Genomic DNA, 22,386 nt, shown 5'->3' with positions numbered 1-22,386 from the left:
TGTAGTGGTCCCCGCACACGCGGGGGGTCCCAGTTGGGGCGACGCGTTCCTGTCCGGCCCCGGGTGGTCCCCGCACACGCGGGGGTGGTCCCGACCTCCCGTTCTGCCGGGCGAGGTCGGCGAGGTGGTCCCCGCACACGCGGGGGTGGTCCCAGGGTGGCGTCAGGGACCTGGGCAGGCATGGGGTGGTCCCCGCACACGCGGGGGTGGTCCCGGCGCACCCCAAGACCCGCAGGATGGAGACGACGTGGTCCCCGCAGACGCGGGGGTGGTTCCGCCTTGGCCGACGCCGGGGTCCCGTTCTAAATGTGGTCCCCGCACACGCGGAGGTGGTCGCTCACGGCGGCACGTGGTCAAGGCGGTGGCCTCCGTATGGGGCTCCCGGTGTAACTGGTGTCGATGGCGGGCTCGCGGGAGTATCGCGGCATGCGGATTCTGTTGCTCGGTGGCAGCTGGTTCCTCGGGCGCTCGATCGCCCAGCAGGCGCTCGGGCGGGGGTGGGAGGTGACGGCCTTCAGTCGTGGGCGGTCGGGTCGCCACGCCGACGGTGTGCGTGCTGTGCGCGGCGACCGGACCTCGACGGACGACCTCGAACGGCTCGCCGCCGAAGGCCCCTGGGACGCGGTGATCGACACCTCCTCTGCTGACTTCGCGCCTCGCCGGGTCCTGGCGGGCGCACGGGCTCTGGAGTCGGCGGCCAGTCGGTACGTGTACGTCTCCACCGTGAACGCCTACGCGGGGTGGCCGGACGAACCGCTGACCGAGGAGTCCAGGCTTCTGGACGCGCCACCGGACGCCGACGACGAGTTCGGGCGGGAGCGGGGGCCGGCCGGCTGGTACGGCGTACAGAAGGCGGGCTCGGAGCGCGCCGTTCGGGAGACGTTCGGGGAGGGCCGAACGGTGATCCTCCGCCCCGGTGTGATCCTGGGGCCGGAAGAGTACGTGGGGCGTCTGCCCTGGTGGTTGATGCGCGCACGTCGGGGCGGCACGATGCTCGCCCCCGGCGATCCGACGCGCGGCATCCAGCCTGTTGACGTCCGGGACGTGGCGTCCTTCGCGCTGGACCGGGCGGCGGCCGAAGGCGGCGGCGCCTACAACGTCGCGGCCAGGGGCAACGAGACGATGGCTGACTTCCTGAAAGCCTGTGTGGCGGCTGTGGGCGGCGGCGGCACGTTGCGGTGGGTTCCGGACGAGATGCTCGTCCGGCACGGCGTGAAGCAGTGGACGGAACTGCCGCTGTGGCGGACCGCGCCTGGTGTCTGGGCGGTCGACGCCTCCGCCGCCCGTGCGGCGGGGCTGGACTGCCGGCCGCTGGCACAGACCGTGGCCGACACCTGGACCTGGTTGCACAGCGGGGGCACCCCGGTGGAACACCCCCGCTGGACCGAACACGGCATCACACCCGAGCGCGAAGCGGCCATCCTGGCCACCCTCGACTAACGGCCCAGTGCGAGCGGCGCCGAAGCCCCGAGAACAGCACGGCGGCTGGCCGTGAAGTCCTCACACGCCGCGCCCAGTTCACGGATCACAGGTGCGTCGAGGTGGCTACACGTGAGGTCTGCGCGCAGGCTGGCCACCCGCTGCACCAGGCCGAGGCTGCTCCACTCAGAGCCGAGGGCGAGGACCGGCTGCGCGGCCTCGGCGGCTCCGTCGAGTTCCCCTCCGGCGATGCGGGCCCGCGCGAGGTCGATGCTGGCCTTCCCTCTCAGCGTCGGCTGCTCGCCGTCGGCATCGAACAGTTCCAAGGCACGAGTGGCGGTCTCCTCGGCACCATCGGCATCACGCAACAGCAGATACGTCGTCGCGGTGGACATCGCGGCGCGGGCCGGAGGCATCCCGAACTCTCCACCCACGTCGTCATGGAGGTCGTCGCGCCGACCCGTGTCGCAACGCGTGGCGTCCTGCATCGCTCGCTGTGCTCCCTCCTGGTCGCCGACGTGCGCATGCGCCCGTGCGGCGATGACCGCCAAGCGCAGCGCGCCGGTGTCGCCCAGGCCTCCGAACGACCGAGAGGAGCGGGCCAGACGCACGGCGTCGGCCGGTCGGCCGTCCCAGTACGCGAGGTAGGCCAGGGCACCGTGGGCGTAGGCCTGCAGTGGCCCGTGGTCGATGACCTCTCCGTACAGCGCCGCAGTGCGGGCGAGTTGTACAGCGGTCGGCAGGGATCCCAGATCGAACGACGCGGAAGCCATCAGGGCGGCGGTCGCGCCGGCCTGCAGATAGAGCCGCTCTCGTTGCCGCACCCGCTGGGTGCGGTCCAACATCGCCTGGCTCACGTGGAGCAACTCGGCCCCGCGACGGTACGCCTCGGCGGGGGCGGTGTGCAGGTAAATCCGAGCCAGCGTACGAACGTCGTCCTCGACCTGGTCGATCGTCAGGTCGGGCAGACTCTGTGCGGCGGCTTCTCCGGCATGGTCAGCCGCATTGCGTGCGGTCATCCTCATCTCGCTCTCGTCTGTCGCCCGTCCACAGGGCAGGGGCGCGGCTACTTCGTTCGCCGGAGGAGCGAGGATCTCGCCCACAGGACGTCCGAACATGTGCTCAAGGATCGTGGAGGCGGGCCAGTTCGGCAGCGAACGGACTTTGCCAGCCGTCCATCGGCGATACGACTGCTCTGACACCGTCGCTGTGCCGATCGAGGGATCGCCGGTCGTCGTCGCTACCTCTCGGGCGGCCTTCTCGTACGCGCGACGGAAGACGTCGTAGGTCCACCGGCGCTGTTGGACCAACAGATGCAGGAGGGTGCGGCTTTCCATCTCCGCCTCTCTGTTGAAGAACTGGGCGTGAGCGCGTCGTGTCCACTGCCAGTGTTCCCCTTTTCGCTGACACAGCGGAGACGAGCACGCACGTGGCACCCAGGTGAGACCCCAGCGACAGGGCGTGTCGCCCGTCCGGGGACCAGGTGAGGTGTTCTGCGACATGGCCCTGATCGCTGTCAGGCGCGAGGCTCGGTGCCCTGGTTGCCGCCTGTGCGAAGGGACGGACCGTGATCGATCCGCATGCACCACCTTCTCCCACCGTCGTTGCTCTGCGTGCGTGGTTGCCGCCTGCCGACGTGAGTGTCCGGATCGTGCCGTGTCGGGTGTGGTTCGGCGACACGGCGGCGCGTCGCAGCGCGCTGGCCGGGGTCGGGGCGGGTCTGGGGTGGGGGTGGTGAGGGTGGTGGTGCCGTACTGCGGGTGGTGTTGGACGGGGGTGGTTGACCTGGTGGTGGTGGGGTTCGTCGAGACGAACTCGGGGGCGGGCTGGTCACGTCACGCCTGCGCGTCCTGCGTCGACCGTTACCGCATCGTGCCGGCCACCGAGCAGCCCGAGGGCTGGCGGGGCGAGGTCACCTACCGGACCTCGACGCAGGACACGCCGTGATCGGGGGTCTGGGTGGCGATAAGGAGGTGTTGCGGGACGTGGCGCATCCGTGGATCGGGCAGCGGGTCGTCGAGCCGCGCACCGGGAGGGCGGGGTGGCTCGGGTTGGTCGTCGAGCACGTCTCCTATGACGTGCTGGGGCGGGAGCGGGTGTTGTGGACGGAGGCGCATCTGCGGCCCGTGGACGGGTCGGGGTGGGAGTGGCGGGCCGACCTCGACAGCCTCAGCCTCAAGCCTGCCGAACAGTCGCCTCCGGCCGAGGAGAGGCCGCCGTCGATGACCTGAAGGATCCCGAGCCGCCGCCCGAAGGCCCCTGCACCGGCCAGGCGGACGGTGGTTCGGGTAAGTCCCCCGACCGGACCAGCCCCGAGCGGCAGCGGACGCTCTGCCGCTCCCGCCCCGGTCCGCCCCTTCGCTGGGGTGCCGCACCGCGGTGAGGGACAACCGCCCACCCCGGGACAGCTGATTCACACCCACACCCCGGGGTGGGCGGACGCACGTCACAGCTTTGCAAGAGAGCGCGTCCCCCCGTTGGGGTTGCCGGCCGAAGCAGGGTGGTATGTCATCACGCTGCCGACAACACGCGGGTAAACGAGGGGAGAGCCGGTGCACGGGCTGGAGGGGACGGATCCTCGGCGGATCGGACGGTACCGGATCACCGGGCGGTTGGGGGCCGGTGGGATGGGCCGGGTCTACCTGGGGCGTTCGCCCAGCGGGCGGCTGGTGGCGGTGAAGGTGGTGCGGCCGGAGTTGGCCGAGGATCCGGGGTTCCGGCGCCGGTTCGCGCGGGAGGTGGCGGCGGCGCGGAAGGTGACGGGGTTCTTCACCGCGGCCGTGGTCGACGCCGACCCCGACGGTTCGCCGCCGTGGCTGGCCACCGCCTACGTGCCGGGCCTGGCGCTCGACGAGGCCGTCGCGGCGCACGGCCCCTGGCCGGCGCACGCGGTGCGGGCGCTCGGGGCGGGCCTCGCGGAGGCGTTGGAAGCCGTCCACGCCGCCGGGTTGGTGCATCGGGACCTCAAGCCGTCGAACGTGTTGATCGCCGCCGACGGGCCCCGCGTGGTCGACTTCGGTATCTCCGTGGCGGCCGAGGCGACGGCCCTGACCCGCACCGGGACGGTCGTCGGCACGCCCGGGTTCATGGCGCCGGAGCAGCTCACCGGGGCGCCCGTCACGCCGGCCACCGACGTGTTCGCGCTGGGCGCCGTGCTGGCCTACGCGGCCACCGGCACCGGCCCGTTCGGGACCGGCTCGGCGCAGGCGCTCAACTTCCGCATCGCGTACGAGGAGCCCGACCTCGGCGCGCTGCCGACGGCCGAGCGGGACGTCGTCGCCCGCTGCCTGGCCAAGGACCCCGCCGCGCGGCCGGCGGTCGCGGCGCTCGTCGAGGAGCTCGCCCCGGCCGGGGCGGAGGAGGACGACGGACAGCAGGTCGGAGGGGCCGCCGTCACCGCCGCGCCCTGGATACCCACCGCCGTCACGCGCGCGATCGCGACCACGGTCACCGCGGCCGCCGCGCCCACCCCGACGGAGCCGGTGGTCGCGCCCGTCGCCACGCCGCAGCCCACCCCACAGCCCGCCACGCCACAGCCCGCGACGCCGCCCACCGCGGCACCCGCCGCCGCGCCGGCCGTGACCGGCGAGTCCGCGGCGCGGCCCGGCAGCGCGTTCTCCCTCCGCCTGGCGATCGTGGCCATCGCGGCCTCCATGGCCCTGCCCGCGGTGTACGGAAACGTCGCCCTGAACAGCATGGCCGAGGGCTCGTTGCCGTACGTCCTGGCCGCGGCGCTGAGCGTCGGCAGCTGCGTGGCGGCGCTGGTCACCTCACGTCCCGGCCGCACGCGGCCCGTGCCCCGGTGGCCGAGGTACCTGCTCCTCACCTCCACCGTCGTCAGCATGCTGCTCTTCGTGATACTGGCGTTCGCCGTGCTGGAGGAGGAGGGGAACCTCACGCCCCTGGGGCCGGGCGTGTGGGTCTACGTCGTCGCGTGCGCGGTCATGACCTACAGCGCGGACCGGTTCCCGGCGGCGCGGCGGGGGTCGCCCCGCTGAACCTCGGCCCTCCGAACGTGGGTGTGGTGAGACGCGCCCGTCGGCCCGGCGGTGTGGACGACCGTCCTGAACGTGGCTGTTGCCGGTTCGGCCCGCCCCCGGGCCCACCATCCCCGGGGGCGGGCCGGGCAGCTGGTGCCCGTCCTGCTGTTCGCTGTTCCGTCCTGGGCTCAGGCGCCGTTCGTAGGGCGCCGCGTCAACGCCAGGAGCCGGCGAAGATACCGCGGCCGAAGTCCCCGATCGCCTCGTTGACGCCGATCTCCGTGATGAGGTTCGTCGGGACGCAGTTGCTGAACGCGTAGATCTCGCGCGTGTCGCGGGTGAGGTTGACCGCCGAACTGGCGGGGTCGATAGCGCCGCAGACGTCGGGAGGCGCGGGGTTCGGGATGACCTGCACGTCGCCGGTGTAGTTCTCGCCGCTCCAGAAGCACATTCCCTGAAGGGCCTCGTGCTTGTTGAGCTCCGCCCGGCACAGCAACTCGGGGTCGTTCTGCTGCTGCGCCTCGGCCGCGACGACGGGCATCGTCAGCGACGCGCACGCGACCATCACCGCCACGGCGACCCTCGCCAGGTTCTTTCTCATTCAACCTTCTCCGTTCTCTCCGGTGAGGAGGGGCGGGCCTTTTCCATCGGGAAACAGAATCCGTCGCCCGCTCTTTCGCCCCCTCAGCATCCCGATGCAGCCGAGGGCCGTCATCACCCACAGGGAGGGATCTCGAAACGCCGTCACCGGCGCGTGGCGAAAGAAAGAACTCGCCTCTTCCCGCCCTCGCTCCTCATGCGCGGGAAAAGAAACGTCACGGCCCGAGGGAGAGGTTCACGCGCGCCGGTATTCCCGAATCTGTTCGCGAAGAGGAAAGAACACGAAGGCTAATGCGGTGAACGATTACCGCGGGGCTCGGTGAGACGTACTGCTTTCCGGAGAGGTCGCGCCGCCGGGTCGGGGAGGCACCCTCGACGTCCTGTGCCGGCGTGCCGCGGCGGCGCGCCGGACCGGAGCCCCACGCCCGGCGCGATGGGCGCGCCGAGGGGGTGGCGCGGACGGAGGCGGGAGAATGGGGGCGTGCTGGAGATGACGCGCGAGGCGTTCGAGGAGCTCGTCAGTGACGGGCTGGACCTGCTGCCGACGGAGCTGACGCGGCTGATGGACAACGTCGCCGTGTTCGTCGAGGACGAGCCGCCGCCCGAGGACCCCGAACTGCTCGGGCTCTACGAGGGGATACCGCTCACCGAGCGCGGCGAGTGGTACGCGGGGGCGCTGCCGGACCGGATCACCATCTACATGGGGCCGACGCTGCGGATCTGTGAGACGCGCGAGGACGTGGTGGACGAGGTCGCGACCACGGTGGTGCACGAGGTGGCGCACCACTTCGGGATCGAGGACGAGCGGCTGCACGAGCTCGGCTGGGGCTGACCGGAGCGGCGGGCTGAGGGGTCGCCGGAGTGGCCGGGCGGCCGGGGGTCACGGTGGGAGGACGGCGCGGAGGTCGTCGGCCGGGTCCGGGGCGCCGGCCAGCGCGGTGAGGCGCTGACGGGCCGTGTAGCGGCCGTGCGTCAGGCACCACCGCAGCCACGTGTCGAGCGCCTTCGCGTCGACCGTCTCCCCCGGCAGCACCGCAGGCCAGCCCAGGGCGCGGGCCTGCGCCGTCACCTTGGCGCCGCCGCGCACCGGGTCCACGGCGATCGGCGGCACGCCGACGCGCAGCGCCAGCACCAGGCCGTGGAGGCGGTCGGTGACGACGACGTCCATCCGTTCCAGCGCGGACAGCAGCTCCTCGGCCGTGCCGCACAGCCGCCCGTCGGCCGGGTCGAGGCGGGTCTCCAGCACCACCGGCGCGCACGCCGCGCCGGCCAGCCAGTCCGTCACCGTCCCGGCCACGGCGTCGTGGAGGCGGCGCCCGCCGTACTCGCCCTGGCCGTGGGTGAGCAGCACGCCGACCACGGGAGGGCGGCCGGGAGCCGGGCCGCGCAGCGACAGGTCGCGGCCCGGGACCGCGCCGGCCCGGCCGTCGCGGGCGAGGACCGTGTGGAAGCCGGTGGCCGCAGGGTCGGCCGGGTCGACGAGGGAGGTTCCGACGGCGACGCGCCGGCAGCCGGCGAAGCGGCGGTGCAGCTCGGCCAGCTGGGGTCCGTGGAGGGGGCCGCAGACGAAGAGCAGCAGCGCGTAGTCCTCGGGGCGGGCGTCGTCGAGCGTCAGCCCGTCGGGGACGAAGCGGGGGCTGAACGCCACGTCGTAGGGGACGCCCCGCTCGTCGAGGACCTGTTCGACGCGGCGCAGCGCGAGCACGTCACCGGCCGTGGCCTCGCCGTCGGCGAAGCTGAACCACCCGGTGAGCAGCGCCCGTCGCCCGCCTCCCGGCATCCCGCCGTGTCCCATCCGCAACGGGTCTCCCTGCGGCGTCGCGCGAAACGTCCCCGGCGTTTCGCCGGGCCGGTCGCGGGCACTCGCCGCGGGTGCCCGAGACGAGCCCGCCCAGCTCCCGTGTCGGGGTGGTGATCGCCACCCGGAACCGCGCCGCGCGGCTGGCCGGGACGTTGGAGCGGCTGACGGCGCTGCCCGAACGGCCGGACGTCCTCGTCGTGGACAACGCCTCCGGTGACGACACGGCGCGCGTGGTCGCGGACCGGTTCCCCGACGTGCGGCTCCTGCGGCTGCCGACGAACCGCGGCGCGCTGGCCCGCAACGACGGCGTCCGCGCCCTGCCCCACCACCCCTACGTGGCCTTCAGCGACGACGACTCGTGGTGGGAGCCGGGCGCGCTGGCCGAGGCGGCGCGGCTGCTGGACGCCGAGCCGTCCCTCGGGCTGGTCGCGGCCCGCACGCTCGTCGCCCCCGACCGGTTCCCCGACCCGCTCAACGCCGCCCTGGCCGGCTCGCCGCTGGGCCACGGCCGTGGGGCGGGCCGGCGCGACGGGCTGCCGGGGCCGCCCGTCCTCGGCTTCCTCGGCTGCGCGGCGGTGGTGCGCCGTTCCGCGTTCCTGGCCGTCGGCGGCTACCACGCGCTGCTGTTCTTCGGCGCCGAGGAGACCCTTCTCGCCTACGACCTGGCCGCCGCCGGCTGGGTCTCCTGCTACGCGCCCCAGGTCACGGCGGTCCACGAGCCGGCGGAAGGGGGCCGACGACCGGGGCGCGGGGCGCTGGTGCTGCGCAACGAGACCCTGACGTCCTGGCTGCGCCGCCCGCTGCCCGTGGCGCTCCGCGCGACCTGGCGGCTGGCGCGGCGGGCCACGGCGGACCCGGCGGCGCGGCAGGCGCTCGGCCAGCTCTCCGTGCGGCTCCCGGCCGCGCTCCGCGCGCGCCGCCGGCTGCCGCGGGACGTGGAACGCGACATCCGGCTGCTGGAGGCGTGGCGTGGGGCCTGAGGACGACCACCGGGGCGGTGCCTGGGGCAGCGACGGGGACGGCGCCTGGGACGAGTCGGTCACGGTCGTGGTCATCACGCACGACCGGCGCGCGGAGGTGCTGCGCACCCTCGACCGGCTGGCCGGGCTGCCGGAGCGGCCCCGCGTCGTCGTCACGGACAACGGCAGCCGCGACGGCACGGGCGAGGCGGTCGCCCGGCACGCCCGGCACCGGCCCGGGGTGCGGCTGCTGCGGCCCGGCGCCAACCTCGGCGCGCTCGGCCGCAACCTCGCCGTCCGCTACGTCGCCACGCCCTACGTCGCGTTCTGCGACGACGACACCTGGTGGGAGCCGGGCTCCCTGGCCCGCGCCGCCGCGCTGCTCGACGCGCACCCCACGGTCGCGGCCGTGACCGGGCGGATCGTGGTGGAGCCGGGCGGCGCGGAGGACCCCATCGTGGCGGAGCTGCGCGACTCGCCGCTGCCGAGGCCCGAGGCCCTGCCGGGGCCGGCACTCGGCTCGTTCCTCGCGGGGGCGACCGTGCTGCGCGTCGACGCGTTCCGCGCGGCGGGCGGCTTCTCGCGCCGGCTGTGGCTGGGCGGCGAGGAGGAGCTGCTGGCCGCCGATCTCATGGCGGCCGGGTGGTGGCTGGTCTTCGACGAGGGGATGACCGTGCACCACGCGCCGTCGGTGGCGCGGGACGCGACGGGCCGCCGGGCGGACGGCATCCGCAACACGCTGTGGACGACGTGGCTGCGGCGGCCGGCCGGCGTGGCGCTGGGCCGCACGGCGCGGCTGCTGGCGGGGGTGCCGAGGGACGCGGTGTCGGCCGGGGCCGTGCTGCGGGCGCTGGCCGGGCTGCCGTGGGTGGTGCGGGAGCGTCGCGTCGTGCCGCCGGAGGTGGAGAGGCGGCTGCGGCTGCTGGACCGCCGGCAGCTCTCCTCGCGGGCCCGCCGCTACGTCGGCTGAGCGGACGGCCGAGCGGACGGCCGAGCGGACGGACGAGCGGACGGATGAGCGGGAACCGCCCGCGGGTCAGGTCACAGGACGGTGGCGAGGGCGGTCAGGACCTCGTCGTGTGTGATGCGCAGGAGTCGCGCGTCCGGGCTGTCGCCGTGCGGATCACCGCCGTCGGGGCCGCCGCCGTGCGGGGCGCCGTCGTTCCCGGGGTGCCACAGGACGCGGTGGCGCGGCACGTCGGGCGGACCCCACCGGGCGGGGGACACCGGGCCGAACAGGGTGACCGACGGCGTGCCGAGCGCCGTCGCGAGGTGGGAGACACCCGTGTCGCCGACGACCACGGCCTGCGCCCCGGCCACCAGCGCGGCCAGGCGCGGCAACGGCAGCCCGGTCAGCGCCGCGTCCGGCGGCAGCCCGGCGAGGGCGGCGACCCGCCGCGCGAGGGGCGCCTCGACGGCGTCGGCGGTGACGACCACCGGCCAGCCGAGGCGGCGCAGCGCCCGCCCCACGGCGGCGAAGCGCTCGGCCGGCCAGCGGCGCGCGCCCGCGTCGGCGCCGGGGTGCAACACGACGGCGCCGGGCGCCGGGGAGGGGAGGGCGGGCGGCGTCAGGTGCAGGTCGTCCGGGTCGGCGGGGACGCCGTACCAGGCGAGGAGGCGGCACCAGCGGAGCCGTTCGTGCTCCTCGGGCCGCCAGCGGGGGCCCAGGGCGTAGGAGGACAGCCGGCGCGGACCGAGCTTCCGCAGCGGGCTGAGGCTGACCGCGTCGCGGCCGTGCATGTCGACGGCCCACTCGGGCGGCTCGCCCGTCCACGGGATGCGGCGCGGCACGGCGCGGCCGGGCGCCGCGGCGGGCAGCAGGCCGTCCACGGTGCGGGTCATCGCCACCGCCGGGGCGAGCCAGGGCGGGGCGGCCAGCAGCAGGCGGCGGCCGGGGGTGGCGCGGCGCAGGGCGCGCAGCGCGGGCACGGCCGTCAGCAGGTCGCCGAGTCCCAGGGCGCGGAGCACGAGGACCGTCATGGCGCGGACACCGTCATGGCGCGAACACCGCCCGCCGCTACGGGCGGACGCCGGCGGCGCGGCGGGCGAGTTCCGTCGTGGAGCGGCCGTCGAGGTAGGGCAGCACGAGGGTCTGCCCGCCCCACTCCCGCATCGTCGCCGCCTCCGGCAGGTCGCGGACGCTGTAGTCGCCGCCCTTGACCCACACGTCGGGCCGCAGCCGGCGCAGCAGCCGCTCGGGGGTGTCCTCGTCGAACACCGCGACCGCGTCGACGCAGCCGAGCCCGGCGAGCACGCGGGTGCGGTCCGGGGCCGGGTTGAGGGGGCGTCCCTCGCCCTTGAGGCGGCGCACCGAGGCGTCGGAGTTGATCAGGACGATCAGGCAGTCCCCGGTCCGCCGGGCGTGTTCGAGGAACTGCACGTGTCCGGCGTGGAGGAGGTCGAAGCAGCCGCCCGCCGCGACGACCGTGCCGCCGCGCGCCCGCACCGTGTCGATGAGGGTGGTGAGGGCCGACAACTCGCCGGGCGTCCCGCCGTTCACGCCGCCGTGCGGCGGCTGGAGCCGGGCGGACGGCCGGGGCGCGGGGTCCGCGCCCGCGGGCGCGCCGCCCGCGTGCGCGCCGCCCGCCTGCTGGCCGTCGGCCTGCTGGCCGTCGGCCCGGCGGCGCCAGGCCGCCTCGGCGAGGCCGCCCGCGGCGACGAACGAGGAGGCCGCCTCGGTGGCGCGCCCGACCGCGTCCGAGGGCAGTCCGCCGTCGGCCAGCACGGTCGTGGCCGTGGCGGCGAAGCAGTCGCCCGCGCCGCACGGGTCGCCGTCGCTGGCGGCGGCGACGGGGACGTAGAGCGGGTCGTCGCAGTCCGCGCGCGCGAGGACCGCGCCGCGCGCCCCGAGGGTGACGGCCACCGCGCCCGCGCCCCAGCGCTCCGCCAGCAGGGCGCCGCGGCGGCTGTGGGCGTGGAGCGTGTCGTCCCGCGCCTGGGGGGCGGCCACGGCGGAGCCGAACTGGCGGACGTAGCCGCGGGCCTCCCGTTCGTTGGGCGTGACCAGCCGTGCCCCGGCCACCGGGGGGCCTCCGCGCGGATGGGGGTCCCACACCAGCGGGACGCGGCGCGCCGCCGCCGCCAGCGCGGCGCGGACGGCCGCGACGGTGCCCTGCCCGTAGTCGGCGACGAGGATCGCGGTGGCGTCCGCGATGGCCCTCCGCACGCCCGAGCCGGCGGGCCCCGGCGTGCCGCCGCCCCGGTCGTAGCGCAGCAGCGGCCGGCCGCCGGCCATCACCCGCGACTTCACGGGCAGGGCGCCGTCCAGCGGCACCTCGACCAGCCGCACCGTGGGCGGCAGCAGGCCGCGCACCGCCTCGCTGGCCCAGTCCTCCGAGCCGCCGAGCGCGGTCACGAGCACCACCTCGCGGCCGTCCCCGGCAGCCAGCGTGGCGGCGAGGCCGGCGCCGCCGGGGCGGTGCCGCTCGGCGCCCACCTCGACGACGGGGACGGGCGCGTCGGGCGCGAGGCGGGTGGCGTCGCCCTCGACGTCGTGGTCGAGCAGCACGTCCCCGACGACGACGATCGGCTGGCCGCGCCCGCGTGACCTGCCGCGCGGGCGGTGGGAGCGGTGGGGTCGGTGGGGCGCCGTCATGACGCGCCCGCCAGCCGACGGGCGGAGGCCTCCCGGACCAGGGCGTGGTCGAACGCCTCGCACACCACGTGGACCGCGACGAGGTGGGCCTCCTGCACGGTGGCGGTGCTCGCGGACCGGATGCTGAGCACCGCGTCGGCCTGGGCGGCCAGCGGGTTCGGCACGGGGCCGGTCATCGCGCACACCCGGGCGCCGGCCGTGCGGCCGGCGGTGGCGGCGCTGAGCAGGTTGTCGCTGCGGCCGGAGGTGGACAGCAGCACGAGCACGTCGCCTGGGCGGGCGTGGGCGGCGACCTGGCGGCCGAAGATCTCGTCGAAGCCGTAGTCGTTGCCGATGGCGGTGGTGGCGGAGGTGTCGGCGTGGAGGGCGATGGCCGAGTACGGTCGCCGGTCGCCGTCGTAGCGGCCGACGAACTCGGCGGTCAGGTGCTGGGCCTGGGCGGCGCTGCCGCCGTTGCCGGCGGCGAGCAGCCGGCCGCCGGCCGGCAGGATCCTGGCCAGCTCCCGGCCCCAGGCCGCGGCCTCGGCGAGGCCGTCGTCGCAGAGGCGGGCGAGCGCCTCCTGGAGCGATCGGCAGTGCGCTCGGGCCTCCGGCGGGGCGAGGGGGGAGGTGCGCGGGTGGCGCATGAGCGTGCTCCTTACCTGTCGGCGCTTCAGGGGGTCTGGTGTGTCTGGTCGTCTCGGGGCGTCTGGGGTCGAGGGGTCTCCGGAGGCGGGGGGCCGGGGGGTGTCGGGAGGGTCAGGGGGCCAGCGGGTCGAACGCCAGGGGGTCGAACGCCAGCGGGTCGCGGGCCAGGGGGTCCGCGGCGGGGACGCCGGGGACGCGGACGGGGGCGGGGCCGTCGGCGGCGGGGACGGGAGCGCGGGTCAGGGAGGCGTAGACCCGCTCCGTCTAGGCGGCGACGGTCGCCCAGCGGTACCGGTCCAGCACCCGCCGCCGCCCGGCCGCGCCGCACGCCGCGCGCCGCGCCGGGTCGGCGAGCAGCTCCGCCGCGGCGCCGGCCAGCGCGCGCGGGTCGCCCGGCGGCACCAGCCGGCCCGTGCCGGGATCGACCGTGTCGCGGTGCCCGCCCACGTCGCTGGCGACCACGGGCACGCCGCAGGCCATCGCCTCCAGCGGCACGATGCCGAACGGCTCGTACGCCGCCGGGCACAGCACGAGGTCCGCGCCGCGCAGCAGCGGCGGCACCTCCTCGCGCCCCACCCGCCCGGTGAAGCGGACCCGTTCCTCGACGCCCAGCCCCCGGGCGACGGCGTGCAGTCGGCGGACCTCCGGGTCGGCGAGCAGCCGCTCCGGCGGGCCGGGCGGCGGGCCGCCGGCCACGACGAGCTCGGCGTCGGGCAGCCGGGCGAGCGCCGCCAGCGACACCCCCGTGCCCTTGCGGGGCACGAGCCGGCCCAGCTGGAGCAGTCGGTGCCGGTGGGGCCCCGGGGCGACGGCGGGCCCCTCGGGCGTGAAGCGGTCGGCGTCCACGCCGCAGGGCACGACGCTGACCTGGCGCGGCGACAGTCCCATCGCCATCAGCTCCGTCACCTCCTCCCGGCAGGTCGCGACCGTGCGGTCGCTGCGCAGGCCGACGTAGCGCTCCCACGGCACGCGGCCGGGCGGGCTGGTGTCGGCCGCGCCCTGGTGTCGGCGCTTGACGACGCCGAGGGCGTGGAAGGTGTGGGCAACCGGCACGCCCAGGGGCACGGCGGCGGCGAGCGTCGCCACGCCGGACATCCAGAAGTGCGAGTGGGCCACGTCGGGCCGCGTCCTCGCCCACTCCCGCCGCAGCCACCGGCCGAAGGCGGGCATGAACGGCCACAGCCGGTCCTTGGGCACCGGCTCCGCGGGCCCGGCCGGCACGTGCCGGACGACGACGCCGGGGCCGAACGGCACGGTGGCCGGCTGCGTGGTCGCGTCGGCGTCGCGGCGGGTGTAGACCGTCACGGCGTGGCCCCGTTCGGCGAGGGCCGTGGCGAGCTGCGCCACGTGGACGTTCTGCCCGCCGGCGTCCTCGCCTCCCAGGACGGCGAGGGGGCTGGCGTGTTCGGAGACCAGCGCGATCCTCATCGAACCACCTCCTCCAGCAGCAGGTCCCAGTCGTGCAGGAAGCGTTTGAGGCCGTAGTGGGCGAGCGCGGCCTGGCGGGCGGCGCGGCCGGCGGCGTGCGCCGCGTCGGGGTCGCGCAGCAGGGCGGCGGTGGCGGCGGCGAGCTCGTCGGGCCGGGTGGTGAGCACCCCCGCCTCGCGGGGGACGGCGACCGCGGCCTCGGTGGTGGCCAGGCCCACGACGGGCATGCCCAGGTGCATCGCCTCGACGAGGGAGAGGCCGAGGGAGGTCCACCGGACGGGGTGGAGGTAGACGCGGCGGCGGGCCATGGCGTCGTGCAGCGCCCGCTGCGGCAGCTCGTGGGAGCGGCACCGGTCGGGCGGCACGCCGAGGGAACGCGCGAGGTCGGCGGTGGCCATGCCGAAGACGTCGAGGGGCGCGGCGCGGGCGAGGCCCGGCAGCAGGTCGGTGCCGGTGACCCGGCCCCGGCGCAGCGGCTCGTTGACGACGACGGCGGCGCGGGCCAGCTCGCCGGTGTACCGGTGGCCGGGGTCGACGACGCCGTGCTCGACGACGGCGGTGGCGGTGGTGCCGCTGTCCCAGAAGAGGCGGTTGAAGTGGGTGACGTGGACCAGCAGCAGGTCGTCGCGGTCGGCGCAGGGGTGGCGGGTGGCGGGCACGTCGCCCACGGGCGCGTTGTGCTCGACGTAGACGGCGGGGATGTCGCGGCCGGGGCGGCGTCCGCCGAGCCAGCGTTCGGCGAGGGCCGCCTCGTGGGGCCGTTGGAGGAGGACGACGTCCACCTCGGCGTCGCGCAGCCGCTCCGGCGGGAGCTCGGTGACGGAGTCGGGCCAGTCGAAGGTGCGGGCGCGGCCCAGCCCGTCCGGGCCGCGGTCCGGCAGGACGGGGACGGTGTAGGAGTGCCCGCCCTGGACGAACGCGGTGGTCCAGGAGCCGTGCACGTGCCACAGCAGGATGTTCAGGACGCTCACGGCGTGCTCCTCCCGCTGGTGAGGGCCCCGTACCTGCCGCCGCCCGCCGCGCCGTCCTCGGGCGTCAGGGCGGCGACGGCGGCGAGGACCTGCTCGTCGGTGACGGAGTCCAGGCAGGGGTGGCCGGGGACGGGGCACAGGCGGGCGCGGGTGCCGACGCAGGGCGTGTCCTGGCGGCCGAGCCGCAGGTGGGGGACTCGGTAGGGCAGCCAGCGTTCGGCGCTGACGACCGGCGAGAACAGGCTGATGACGGGCGTGCGCACGGCGGCGGCGAGGTGGGCGGGGCCGGTGTTGCCCGCGATGACGACGCGGGCGCGGGCCAGCACGCCCGCCAGCTGGGCGAGCGTGGTGCGCCCGCCGAGGTCCAGCGCGTGGCGGCCGGCGACGTCGCCGGTCAGGCGCTTCTCGCCGGTGCCGCCCGTGACGACGACGCGGTGGCCGGCGGCGGTCAGGGCCGCCACGGCCTGGGCGGCGCGCTTCGGCGTCCACATGCGGGAGGGGACGGCCGCGCCGGGGTGGACGACGAGGTAGGGGTCGGGGCCGGTCAGGTGGGTGGCGTCCTCGACGTCGGTGACGCGCAGCCCGCCGTCGTCGCCGGGCGGCAGCCGGAAGCCGGCGGCCTCGGCCAGCGCGAGCGCGGCGGCGGCCTCGTGCCGGTAGGGCACGCGCCGGTGGCGGAGCTGGAGCAGGGAGCCGGGGTAGTGCTCGCTGTCGGCCCCGACCCACGGGACGCCGGCGAGCTTCAGCAGGAGCGCCATCGGCAGGGGGCTCTGGTGGTGGGAGGCGAGGACGAGGGCCCGGTCGACGCGGGCGGTGGTGAGCCGGTGGACCAACGCGGCGACGTCCGCCGGCCGCAGGGCGGACGGGGCCAGGCCGACCCACGGGGCGTCGTAGACCATGACCTGGTCCACCCCGGGCAGCAGGCGTCCGGCGTCCTCGCCGCGCGGCCCGCACAGCAGCGTCGTGCGGGCGGAGCCGGCGGCGACCGCGCGGACGGCCGGTCCGGCCAGGAGGACGTCGCCGGCGCTGTCGAGCCGGACCACGAGGGTGTGGGGTGCGGCGCTCATGAGGCGTCACGTCCTTTCGCCGGGGCCGGGTCGCGGAGGGCTGCCGCCGGGCCGCCGTGGACCGGGTCGCGGCCGGCCGGGTCGAGGGGAGCCGGGTCCCGGTCGGCGAGGAGGAGGTGGGCCGCGGTGAGGAGGTCGGGGGCGCAGGCTGCCGAGCGGCGCGCGGCGGCGACCTCCTCCGGGCGGGTCACGGGGGTGGGGACGAGGACGCCACGGGCGCCCGCGGCGCGGGCGGCGGCGAGGTCCGTGCCGATGTCGCCGACGACGGCGGCGCGGGCGGGTGGCACGCCGAGCCGTGCGCAGGCGACGTGGACCAGCCCGGGCGCCGGCTTCCGGCAGGGGCAGCCGTCGTCCGGGCCGTGGGGGCACACCGCCCAGACCTCGAAGGGGCCGAGCAGGGACTCCACGCGCCGCCTGATCGCCTCGACGCCCGCGCGGGAGACGCGGCCGTGGGCGACGCCCGACTGGTTGCTCACCACGCCGAGGCGGACGCCGCGCGAGCGCAGCAGCGCGAGGGCGGGGCGGCTCAGGGGGCGGGGGCGGACCAGCGCCGGGTCGTCGTTGTAGGGCACGTCCTCGATCAGGGTGCCGTCGCGGTCGAACAGGACCGCGAGCGTCGGGCCGGCGGCCGGGGCGGGCACGGCGGGGAGGGCGGGGAGGGCCCGATGGGCTGGGAGGGCCGGATGGGCCGGGAGTATCCACGGCTCCCGTCGTGCGCTCGATGACGTGGCGCTGTCAGTCATAGTGCGTCCAGTTACCCGATATGCCGGATTAAAACCGGTTTAGGGTGGCGGCTCGACGGTGGCGGAACCGCCCCGCCAGCCAGTGCGCCGTCGCCACCGGCGGTATGACGGCGCTGGTCAGCGCCATGCGGCGCAGCTCGCTGCGGGTGCGCGGGCCCGGCAGGATCCGCGCCAGGCCGAACTCGGCCGTGCCCGCCGCCCACAGCGCCGCGCACCCGGCGGCGGCGCGCGTCCGCCCGGCGACGGCGCAGGCCGCCGCCGCGAGCCCGGCCGCCGTCACCGCCAGGTGCAGCGGCAGGCGCCCGCGCGGCGCCTCGGCCCGCGCCCACCAGTCGCGGCCGTGGAGCCGGGTCATGAGGACGTCGTCGGCGTTGCCCGCCTGGCCACGGACCGACACCCAGTCGTCGGCCGGCCGCACCGGGTGCGTGGTGCGTCGCGTCCCCGTCGCCAGCGTCCAGCCGGAGGCCAGGACGCGCAGCGCGAGGTCGGCGTCCTCCCGGAACGCGCGGGGGAAGCGCTCGTCGAAGCCGCCCACCGACGCGAGCGCCGCGCGCCGGTAGGCCATGTCGGCGGTGATCCAGCGTGCGGTCGCGAGCCCGGCGGTGGTGCGTTCCCAGTCGGTGGGGCGGCGGTCGGTGGGCAGGGGGACGACGATCCGCGCCTGGACGCCGGCGGTCCGCTCGTCGACCGAGGCGAGGTCTGCGGCGAGGTCGGCGGCCCACGTCGGGCCGGGCACCACGTCGTCGTCGAGGAAGGCGATCCACTCCTGCGACACCGCGCGCCACCCCGTGTTCCGGGCCGTGGCCGGCCCGAGCGCCCGGCCGGGCAGCACCTCGACGAGGCCGGCCAGCGGCTCGGGGACGGTGAGCGGGAGCGGCGTCGGGTCGTGGGGCGGCCGGTCGTCGACGAGCACGATTCGCGCGGGGAGCGGTCCCGGCCCGTCCGCCAGGGCCGCCAGGAGCCGGCTCAGGCTGGGCCGGCCCACGGTGGGGACCACGACGGCGACGGTCCGCAGCAGCCGCGCCACGTCGTCCGGCGCGGCCCCGGCGGTCGCCCGCCGGGCGGCGCCTTCGCGCGCGGAGCCCGGCACGGGCTCGTTCCCCACGGCGCCGCCCCGCGCGGCGCCGCCCCGCGTCGTGTCGCTCATGACGCGGCCCCCTGGGGCCCGCTCCGGGCGAAGAAGTCCGCGCGGCGTACCAGGAAGGGGCCGATCGCCAGCACGTCCACCGGCGAGGAGCCGAAGCACTCCAGCGCGTCGCGCGGGTCGTCGACCATGGGCCGGCCCGCCGTGTTGAGGCTCGTGTTCACGACCACCGGCAGGCCGGTCAGCCGCTCGAACGCGGCGAGCATCCCGCCCGTCAGCGGGTCGTCGTCCGGGTCCACCGTCTGGATCCGCGCGGTGCCGTCGACGTGGACGACGGCGGGGATCCGGTCGCGCCACTCCGGGCGCACCTCGTGCACGAAGAGCATGTACGGGCTCGGCATCGGCCCCTCGAAGACGGCGGCGGCCCGGTCGGCCAGCACCATCGGCGCCACCGGCCGGAACTGCTCGCGGCCCTTGATGTCGTTGAGCCGCTCCAGGTTCCCCGACTTCCCCGGGTGGGCCAGCAGCGAGCGGTGCCCCAGCGCCCGGGGCCCGTACTCGGCCCGGCCCTGGAACCACGCCACGACCGCGTCGCCCGCCAGCTCCGCCGCGACGGCCGACGCCACGTCGGCCGGCCGTTCGAACGGCACGGCGGCCGTCTTCAGCCACGCCTCCAGCTCCGCCTCGGACCAGCCGCGCCCCAGGTCGGCGCCGGGCGGCGGGAGGGTGGGCGCCGGGTCGTGGCCGGCGGCGTGCAGCAGGGCGCCGCCCAGCGCCGTGCCGGCGTCGCCGGCCGCCGGCTGGACCCAGACCCGGGCGAACGGGCCCTCGCGGGCGATCCGGGAGTTGGCGACGCAGTTGAGCGCGACCCCGCCCGCCATGGTGAGCAGCTCGGCGTGGGTCTGGCCGTGGAGCCAGCGCACCAGGTCCAGCAGGGTCTCCTCCAGGCACGCCTGGGCACTCGCCGCGACGTCGGCGTGCCGCCGGCTCCACGCCTGGCCGGGTAGGCGCGGCTCGCACAGCTCGTGCCACGGCACCCCGGCGGCGCGGAAGCCGCCGTCGCCGGTGGGGTGGACGTGGCGGCGCAGCTCGGGCAGGTACCGGGGGGTGCCGTACGCGGCCAGCGCCATCACCTTGTACTCGTCGCTGGAGCGCAGGAAGCCGAGGTGCTCGGTCAGCTCCTCGTAGACCAGGCCCAGGGAGTGCGGCAGCTCCTGGCCGCGCAGCGGCTCCAGCTCCCGGCCGGCCCGGCCCGTGCGGCGGGCCGCCAGGTGGGAGGTGGCCTCGCCCCGGCCGTCGAGCACCAGCACGGCCGCGTCCTCCGCCTCGGGCGCGGCGAACGCGGCGGAGGCGGCGTGCGCCATGTGGTGCGGCACGAAGCGCACGCGGGCGGGGTCGAGGCCGGGCAGCGCCTCGGCGAGGAACGACGGCGCCTCGCGGGCGTAGGTCAGCCGCAGGTGGTCCCACGGGTCGTGCAGCCCCATCCGCTCGGCGGGGTGGGCGAGCTCGGGGTCGAAGGAGTAGGTGACGGCGTCGAGGTCCTCCGGCCGCAGGCCGGCCTGTTCCAGGCACCAGGCCGCCGCGCGCTCGGGGAGTTCCCAGGCGGAGAACGGCACGGGGCGCTTGCCGTGCTTGCGGCGGGAGAGACGTTCCTCCTCGGTGGCGGCGACGGTCCGCCCGTCGATGACGAGGGCCGCCGCGGGGTCGTGGAAGAGGGCGTTGATACCGAGTACGCGCATGGGTCGTCGCCTCCCGCCGCTCAACCGGCGGTCAGGCCGGGCTGACGGGCCTCGCGGGCCTCGCGGGGCCCGTGCGCCTCGCGTGGCTCGCGCGGGTCGCGCGGGTCGCGCGGGTCGCGGGAGCGGTACCAGTCGATGGTGCGGGCCAGCCCCTCCTCGGCCGGCACCCGCGGCTCCCACTGGAGCTTGCCGCGCGCCAGGGTGATGTCGGGGCAGCGCACGCCGGGGTCGTCCGTCGGCCGCTCGACGAGCCGCACGGGGGAGTCGGAGCCGGTCAGCCGCAGGATGGTGCGGGCCAGCTCCAGCATGGTGATCTCCACCGGGTTGCCGAGGTTGACCGGGCCGCGCAGCTCCGAGGCGGCCATCGCGAGGATGCCGCGGACCGTGTCCGCGACGTAGGTCAGGGAGCGGGTCTGCCGCCCGTCGCCGGTGACGGTGAGGGGCTCGCCGGCCAGCGCCTGCCGTATGAACGTGGGCACGGCGCGGCCGTCGTAGCCGCGCATGCCGGGACCGTAGGTGTTGAACAGCCGGACGATGCCGACGTCGGTGCCGTGCGCCTCCGCGTCGGCGACGGTCAGGGCCTCGGCGAACCGCTTCGCCTCGTCGTAGACGCTGCGCGGCCCGACGGGATTGACGTTGCCCCAGTAGGTCTCGGGCTGTGGGTGCTGCCGCGGGTCGCCGTAGACCTCGGAGGTGGAGGCGAGGACGAACCGGGCGCCGTGACGGCGTGCCAGCGCGAGGGCGTTGCGCGTGCCGAGGCTGCCGGTGTCGAGGGTGTGCAGGGGCATGCGCAGGTAGTCGGCGGGGGATGCCGGGGAGGCGAGGTGCAGCAGCAGGTCGACGGGGCGCTCGGCGTCGAAGGGTTGGCAGACGTCGGCGTGTGTCACCGTGAAGCCGGGGCGGTCCGCGAGGTGGGAGATGTTCTCGGGGTCCGCCGTGCACAGGTCGTCGACGCAGGTGACGGCCGTTCCCTGGTCGAGCAACGCCGTGCACACGTGCGAACCCAGAAAGCCGGCTCCTCCGGTGACGACCGCATGACGAAACGGCATGTCATCTCTTCCTTCCTCTCCGTCCCCGTGTGGTGGCACCCCAGTACCCTTGACAAAATTCACTAAACGGACGATTGGTCGCGCTCCGTTCGGGTACGCGGGGCCAGTCCGGACCACACGGACCAGAGCACCACGACCGACCGGGAGGGGTACGGAATGCGTGTTGTCGTGGTCGGCGCGACCGGCAACGTGGGCAGCGCGCTGGTGCGCGCACTGGCCGCCGAGCCCGAGGTGACCAGCGTCCTGGGCCTCTCCCGCAGACCGCCCGACTGGACGGTGGAGAAGACCTCCTGGGCCGCAGTGGACCTGCGCAGGGAGAGCGCCGACACCGAACTCGCCGAGCACTTCACGAACGCCGACGCCGTCGTCCACCTGGCCTGGCTGATCCAGCCCTCACGCGACCCGGCGCTGACCTGGCGGGTCAACGTGGTCGGCACCGAACGGCTGCTGCGGGCGGTCGCCGCCGCCCGCGTGCCCACCCTCGTGTACGCCTCCTCCGTCGGCGCCTACTCCCCCGGCCCCAAGGACCGCGCCGTGGACGAGAGCTGGCCCACCCACGGCTGGCCCACGGCGGCCTACTGCCGGGAGAAGGCCTACGTGGAACGGCTCCTGGACTCCTTCGTCCCCGACCACCCCGAGGTGCGCGTCGTGCGCCTGCGCCCGGGCTTCGTCTTCGGCAAGGAGGCCGCCGCCGAACAGCGCCGGCTCTTCCTCGGGCCCCTCGTCTTCGGGCCGATGGTCCGGCCGGAGCTGAGCCCGGTGATGCCCGACATCGCGGGGCTGCGCTTCCAGGTGGTGCGTGCCAGCGACGCCGCCGAGGCGTACCGGCTGGCGCTGCTGCGCCCGGCGCACGGGGCGTTCAACATCGCCGCCGAACCCGTCGTCGACGCGGAGATGCTGGGCGGGCTCTTCCACGCCCGGCCGATGCGGCTGCCGCAGCCACTGGCCCGCAGGGCCGCCGCCGTCGCGTGGCGGACCCGGATGGCGCCGGCGCCGCCGCAGCTGTTCGACGCGCTGCTGCGGCTGCCGGTGATGGACTGCTCGCGCGCGGAGCGCGAGTTGGGCTGGCGCCCGAAGCACACCGCGCAGGAGGCGCTGCTCGACCTCGTGTCCGGGCTGCGCCAGGGGTCGGGCGGGCGCACGCCGCCGCTGGCGGCGCGGCTGCGGCACGGCCGGCGGGACGAGTTCTCCACGGGCGTGGGGCGCCGGCCGTGAGTGCCGTGAGGCGGCCGTGAGTGCCGTGAGGCGGCCGTGCCCGTGGGCCCCGTAGGCCCCGTGGACCCCGCTTCTCCGTCCGGCCCGCCCAGCCCGTCAGCCCGCCCTC

At 76.2% G+C, this 22,386-nt stretch carries 20 protein-coding genes, 1 pseudogene and 1 CRISPR repeat array; of the genes and pseudogenes, 8 read left to right on the top strand and 13 right to left on the bottom strand.

What is annotated here, in order from left to right:
* Window positions 1-62: 62 nt before the first annotated feature.
* A CRISPR array of direct repeats spans window positions 63-337; the repeat unit is 29 nt; unit sequence GTGGTCCCCGCACACGCGGGGGTGGTCCC.
* Between the two features lie 89 nt (window positions 338-426).
* Window positions 427-1,440 carry an NAD-dependent epimerase/dehydratase family protein gene (locus ACTWP5_RS22235; protein ID WP_443222822.1) on the top strand — a complete coding sequence of 338 codons (1,014 nt, stop codon included), beginning with the start codon at window positions 427-429 and terminating at the stop codon, window positions 1,438-1,440.
* Here ACTWP5_RS22235 and ACTWP5_RS22230 read toward each other — a convergent pair.
* On the bottom strand, window positions 1,437-2,756 hold the full coding sequence (locus ACTWP5_RS22230; RefSeq protein WP_443222821.1) for a hypothetical protein: 1,320 nt from the start codon (window positions 2,754-2,756) through the stop codon (window positions 1,437-1,439). The two genes, ACTWP5_RS22235 and ACTWP5_RS22230, sit on opposite strands and share 4 nt — an antisense overlap.
* A 439-nt stretch (window positions 2,757-3,195) precedes the next feature.
* Between ACTWP5_RS22230 and ACTWP5_RS22225 the strand changes: the two genes are divergently transcribed.
* The 3 genes from ACTWP5_RS22225 to ACTWP5_RS22215 all read left to right on the top strand — a co-directional run bounded on the left by ACTWP5_RS22225 (window position 3,196) and on the right by ACTWP5_RS22215 (window position 5,417).
* The gene (locus ACTWP5_RS22225; RefSeq protein ID WP_443222820.1) at window positions 3,196-3,366 is read left to right on the top strand and encodes a hypothetical protein; all 171 of its coding nucleotides are present in this window, start codon (window positions 3,196-3,198) and stop codon (window positions 3,364-3,366) included.
* Window positions 3,367-3,404: 38 nt separating this feature from the next.
* Window positions 3,405-3,650 (top strand): hypothetical protein, encoded by a 246-nt coding sequence (locus tag ACTWP5_RS22220; RefSeq protein WP_443222819.1) that lies wholly within the window; start codon window positions 3,405-3,407, stop codon window positions 3,648-3,650.
* Between the two features lie 321 nt (window positions 3,651-3,971).
* On the top strand, window positions 3,972-5,417 hold the full coding sequence (locus ACTWP5_RS22215) for a serine/threonine-protein kinase (RefSeq protein ID WP_443222818.1): 1,446 nt from the start codon (window positions 3,972-3,974) through the stop codon (window positions 5,415-5,417).
* Between the two features lie 196 nt (window positions 5,418-5,613).
* On the opposite strand, the gene ACTWP5_RS22210 is transcribed toward ACTWP5_RS22215, so the two are convergent.
* Entirely contained in the window at window positions 5,614-6,000 is a 387-nt protein-coding gene (locus tag ACTWP5_RS22210) for a peptidase inhibitor family I36 protein (RefSeq protein ID WP_443222817.1), read from the bottom strand.
* Window positions 6,001-6,480: 480 nt separating this feature from the next.
* Here ACTWP5_RS22210 and ACTWP5_RS22205 point away from each other — a divergent pair, with 480 nt between their 5' ends.
* A complete protein-coding gene (locus ACTWP5_RS22205) occupies window positions 6,481-6,831 on the top strand; it encodes a metallopeptidase family protein (RefSeq protein ID WP_443222816.1) in 351 nt (116 codons plus the stop codon).
* Between the two features lie 48 nt (window positions 6,832-6,879).
* Here the strand turns inward: ACTWP5_RS22205 and ACTWP5_RS22200 are convergent, their stop codons facing one another.
* A complete protein-coding gene (locus ACTWP5_RS22200) occupies window positions 6,880-7,794 on the bottom strand; it encodes a polysaccharide pyruvyl transferase family protein (protein ID WP_443222815.1) in 915 nt (304 codons plus the stop codon).
* Between the two features lie 113 nt (window positions 7,795-7,907).
* Between ACTWP5_RS22200 and ACTWP5_RS22195 the strand changes: the two genes are divergently transcribed.
* Window positions 7,908-8,780, top strand: a complete 873-nt coding sequence (locus tag ACTWP5_RS22195) for a glycosyltransferase family 2 protein (protein ID WP_443222814.1) — start codon at window positions 7,908-7,910, stop codon at window positions 8,778-8,780.
* Window positions 8,770-9,729 (top strand): glycosyltransferase family 2 protein, encoded by a 960-nt coding sequence (locus tag ACTWP5_RS22190; RefSeq protein ID WP_443222813.1) that lies wholly within the window; start codon window positions 8,770-8,772, stop codon window positions 9,727-9,729. Before ACTWP5_RS22195 ends, ACTWP5_RS22190 begins: the two co-directional genes overlap by 11 nt.
* A 71-nt stretch (window positions 9,730-9,800) precedes the next feature.
* Here ACTWP5_RS22190 and ACTWP5_RS22185 read toward each other — a convergent pair whose 3' ends face one another.
* The 10 genes and pseudogenes from ACTWP5_RS22185 to ACTWP5_RS22140 all read right to left on the bottom strand — a co-directional run bounded on the left by ACTWP5_RS22185 (window position 9,801) and on the right by ACTWP5_RS22140 (window position 21,062).
* Window positions 9,801-10,739, bottom strand: coding sequence for a glycosyltransferase family 9 protein (locus tag ACTWP5_RS22185; protein ID WP_443222812.1), 939 nt, complete (start codon window positions 10,737-10,739; stop codon window positions 9,801-9,803).
* 37 nt (window positions 10,740-10,776) lie between these two features.
* Window positions 10,777-12,354, bottom strand: coding sequence for a D-glycero-beta-D-manno-heptose 1-phosphate adenylyltransferase (rfaE2, locus tag ACTWP5_RS22180; RefSeq protein WP_443222811.1), 1,578 nt, complete (start codon window positions 12,352-12,354; stop codon window positions 10,777-10,779).
* Window positions 12,351-12,980 (bottom strand): D-sedoheptulose-7-phosphate isomerase, encoded by a 630-nt coding sequence (locus tag ACTWP5_RS22175; RefSeq protein ID WP_443222810.1) that lies wholly within the window; start codon window positions 12,978-12,980, stop codon window positions 12,351-12,353. The genes rfaE2 and ACTWP5_RS22175 overlap by 4 nt, the downstream gene beginning before the upstream one ends.
* 268 nt (window positions 12,981-13,248) lie before the next feature.
* Window positions 13,249-14,409 (bottom strand): annotated as a pseudogene (locus tag ACTWP5_RS22170) (glycosyltransferase); the annotation flags it as partial.
* Entirely contained in the window at window positions 14,406-15,371 is a 966-nt protein-coding gene (locus ACTWP5_RS22165) for a glycosyltransferase (protein ID WP_443222870.1), read from the bottom strand. The gene ACTWP5_RS22165 and the pseudogene ACTWP5_RS22170, both read right to left, overlap by 4 nt.
* A 5-nt stretch (window positions 15,372-15,376) precedes the next feature.
* Window positions 15,377-16,447 (bottom strand): glycosyltransferase family 9 protein, encoded by a 1,071-nt coding sequence (locus tag ACTWP5_RS22160; RefSeq protein WP_443222809.1) that lies wholly within the window; start codon window positions 16,445-16,447, stop codon window positions 15,377-15,379.
* Entirely contained in the window at window positions 16,444-17,088 is a 645-nt protein-coding gene (locus ACTWP5_RS22155; RefSeq protein ID WP_443222808.1) for a D-glycero-alpha-D-manno-heptose-1,7-bisphosphate 7-phosphatase, read from the bottom strand. The genes ACTWP5_RS22160 and ACTWP5_RS22155 overlap by 4 nt, the downstream gene beginning before the upstream one ends.
* 130 nt (window positions 17,089-17,218) lie before the next feature.
* The gene (locus tag ACTWP5_RS22150) at window positions 17,219-18,337 is read right to left on the bottom strand and encodes a glycosyltransferase family 2 protein (RefSeq protein WP_443222807.1); all 1,119 of its coding nucleotides are present in this window, start codon (window positions 18,335-18,337) and stop codon (window positions 17,219-17,221) included.
* The gene (locus tag ACTWP5_RS22145; protein ID WP_443222806.1) at window positions 18,334-20,013 is read right to left on the bottom strand and encodes a carbamoyltransferase family protein; all 1,680 of its coding nucleotides are present in this window, start codon (window positions 20,011-20,013) and stop codon (window positions 18,334-18,336) included. Before ACTWP5_RS22145 ends, ACTWP5_RS22150 begins: the two co-directional genes overlap by 4 nt.
* Before the next feature lie 20 nt (window positions 20,014-20,033).
* A complete protein-coding gene (locus ACTWP5_RS22140) occupies window positions 20,034-21,062 on the bottom strand; it encodes an NAD-dependent epimerase/dehydratase family protein (protein WP_443222805.1) in 1,029 nt (342 codons plus the stop codon).
* 156 nt (window positions 21,063-21,218) lie between these two features.
* On the opposite strand from ACTWP5_RS22140, the gene ACTWP5_RS22135 reads away from it, so the two are divergent.
* Window positions 21,219-22,277, top strand: a complete 1,059-nt coding sequence (locus tag ACTWP5_RS22135) for an NAD-dependent epimerase/dehydratase family protein (protein WP_443222804.1) — start codon at window positions 21,219-21,221, stop codon at window positions 22,275-22,277.
* Window positions 22,278-22,386 lie beyond the last annotated feature (109 nt).

This window comes from Streptomyces sp. 4N509B (assembly GCF_052245655.1).
Lineage (GTDB): Bacteria > Actinomycetota > Actinomycetes > Streptomycetales > Streptomycetaceae > Streptomyces.
Note: the sequence above shows the minus strand (reverse complement) of the source record. Positions and strands in the feature narration are given on the sequence as shown.